Origin of the sequence: Komagataeibacter sp. FXV3 (assembly GCF_015155755.1) — a bacterium.
Taxonomy (GTDB): domain Bacteria; phylum Pseudomonadota; class Alphaproteobacteria; order Acetobacterales; family Acetobacteraceae; genus Komagataeibacter.
Genome location: NZ_VWPI01000066.1, coordinates 1 through 2,246, shown reverse-complemented (window position 1 = coordinate 2,246; position 2,246 = coordinate 1). Strand labels below are relative to the sequence as shown.

Sequence of the window (2,246 nt, the reverse complement as noted above, 5' to 3'; positions counted from 1 at the left end):
CCATACTTCCAGATCCGATCGCCAGTCGGTGTTCATCGCCAGCTCCCACTACAGCGGGTCTTCCATGAATCACTGATCGCACCCGTTGGGAATCCTTATCCCAAATTTTCTGCCAAAGTAGTGCTAGCCCTTTATGAGCAGCCCCAATTATACTGGATGCCAATCAGATAGATGCCGACGAGCCAGATCCCTGAATTTACTTCGTTCTTCCTGGCTTGGCCCATTTGAAACCGGCGCGGGGCTTTCATCCCAATTGCGAAAGGGGAAACGTTGAGCAAATAGTTGCTGCGCAAACTGCTCAATCTCTTTCTCGCTACAGAGTAAAGCAACAGCCTCTCGTCTATTTGCCCATTTCTATATTAATTATTATTTCTGCAATATATAGGGAGTTGTCGGTATTATACAGGCCGCATTTTCGTGCTTCTTCTCGCAAAAAGGACAGTGCATTTTTTATATTATTTGCTTTTTGTGTAAATTCATCATCGCGCTCGTTATGCTGCATACTTTTTCTCAAAACTGTAGTTGCTAAGAACCGCCTTGGTAACGTTTAGTTTTGCACGGGATTTATCAAGAACAGCCTGCGAGACGGGTACAACTGCAGAAGCCACATCATGGCCTGATGGCAGTGTCATGCGGTTATGAATATGGGCTTCAACACCCGCGCCGGGAACAATCCGCTTCAGGACACCCCAGGCTGTCAGAAATAGGTAGGTATCAATGTTATTGATAATCGAAAATTCGATGCATGCCAGAATGAGTTCGGCAGAAATCTGCCGACGCAGAGAGAATGGCAGGTCACGTTCTACACCAAAACGCGTTATCTCCCACACATTCGCGCAAGAAGGTGCGTTGGTGGAGGGCAGCATATCAGGCCAGAGAGTTTCCAGCATATAAGGCCGGTTGGTTGGTAGTAGCCGGATCATGCCCCGAACAGCGCCCGCATTATCACGCCATACGAGATACACAGCAGCCGGTGTATCAAACTGGTCGTATTCCATGCCTTTGTAAAATGGCACATCCCACTGTTCATGGGTCACAAAATGGCGGTAACGAAACTTGAACTGCTCGGCGAGGGCGTCTCCACACCATTTGGCGTTTTCAACGGTTACGACTTCAATCATTGATCCGCTCTCTTCCTGTTGGATGAACTGATCATTCATGAAAATCGACAGTCAGGTTACCTGTCAGACCTGACAGGTTTTACAGTTCAATCAACCCTGCACAGATAGCCCGCACCACACCCATGATACGATTCGTACATTTCAGCTTCAGCAAGGCATTGTTGATGTGAAGTTAACAGTGCGCTCACTGACGCCAACAATCATCCCGGTTTCCCAAGAGCTTTTGCCCTTGGCTGTCCATCTCAGACATTCTTTTTCACGCGGGGTAAGGATGGGGAGCGACACATCTGCCGGTTCATCCAATTTTTTATAACTTGCGATAAAGAAATTAGATAAGGCGCGCAGATAAAGTTCAATTTCCTGCTCTATGTTTTTATCTGTAAACGCAAAACAAATGGCATAAATTAATCTGTCATGTGTATGGACTGGTATTGTTAGTCCCTTTTTTATGCCAAATTCATATACATCCCTTATTATTTTCTTTTCTGCTTTGTTTATATTTCTTATTTCATGCCAAAAATATGGATGACTCATGAATCTGGATTTTTTTATTATGGGATCAGAGATTATATAATTGTTCTCAATGTAGAAATTGACCCATTCCGTCGGATACCCGACGTGTATAAAATTTTCTTTAGGATCTTCAATCCTGTTCAATTCCACAATGGTTACGTGGACACTCCCAACTGACAGAACGGCACCGAGATAGATGGATAGTAGATCGTGTTTAGTGGCTGCGTTCTCAAGGTCATGTAGTTTCGCCAGAAGGTCAATCGTCAAGCCCACCATCTGTGCTGCGCCTACCTCCAGTGCCATCCAATAGTAAGCCTAAATTATATGATGTATTTATTCTACAGATTTATCATAGCGATTGTCGTCCTCAGACCGGGAGCAGCCTACGCAGCCAAAAATCTTCCCCGTCCATCTTGCCTAGGTGATATCGTTATCTGGCTCAACCGGAGCACTGGCATCTACTGTCCGTTTGCCTTTGAGGCATGCTAGCACTACTTTGGCAGAAAATTTGGGATAAGGATTCCCAACGGGTGCGATCAGTGATTCATGGAAGACCCGCTGTAGTGGGAGCTGGCGATGAACACCGACTGGCGATCGGATCTGGAAGTATGG

At 45.7% G+C, this 2,246-nt stretch carries 2 protein-coding genes; both read right to left on the bottom strand.

From position 1 onward, the window contains the following. Positions 1–491: 491 nt before the first annotated feature. Positions 492–1,160, bottom strand: a complete 669-nt coding sequence (locus F1542_RS06510; protein WP_141302669.1) for an acyl-homoserine-lactone synthase — start codon at positions 1,158–1,160, stop codon at positions 492–494. A gap of 108 nt (positions 1,161–1,268) precedes the next feature. Continuing rightward, complete coding sequence (locus tag F1542_RS06505) at positions 1,269–1,937, bottom strand: autoinducer binding domain-containing protein (protein WP_227672538.1); 669 nt, start codon at positions 1,935–1,937, stop codon at positions 1,269–1,271. Positions 1,938–2,246 lie beyond the last annotated feature (309 nt).

Coding starts and splice junctions, on each gene's coding strand:
- F1542_RS06510 (WP_141302669.1), bottom strand. CDS start 1,160: ATGAATGATCAGTTCATCCAACAGGAAGAGAGCGGATCAATGATTGAA.
- F1542_RS06505 (WP_227672538.1), bottom strand. CDS start 1,937: ATGGCACTGGAGGTAGGCGCAGCACAGATGGTGGGCTTGACGATTGAC.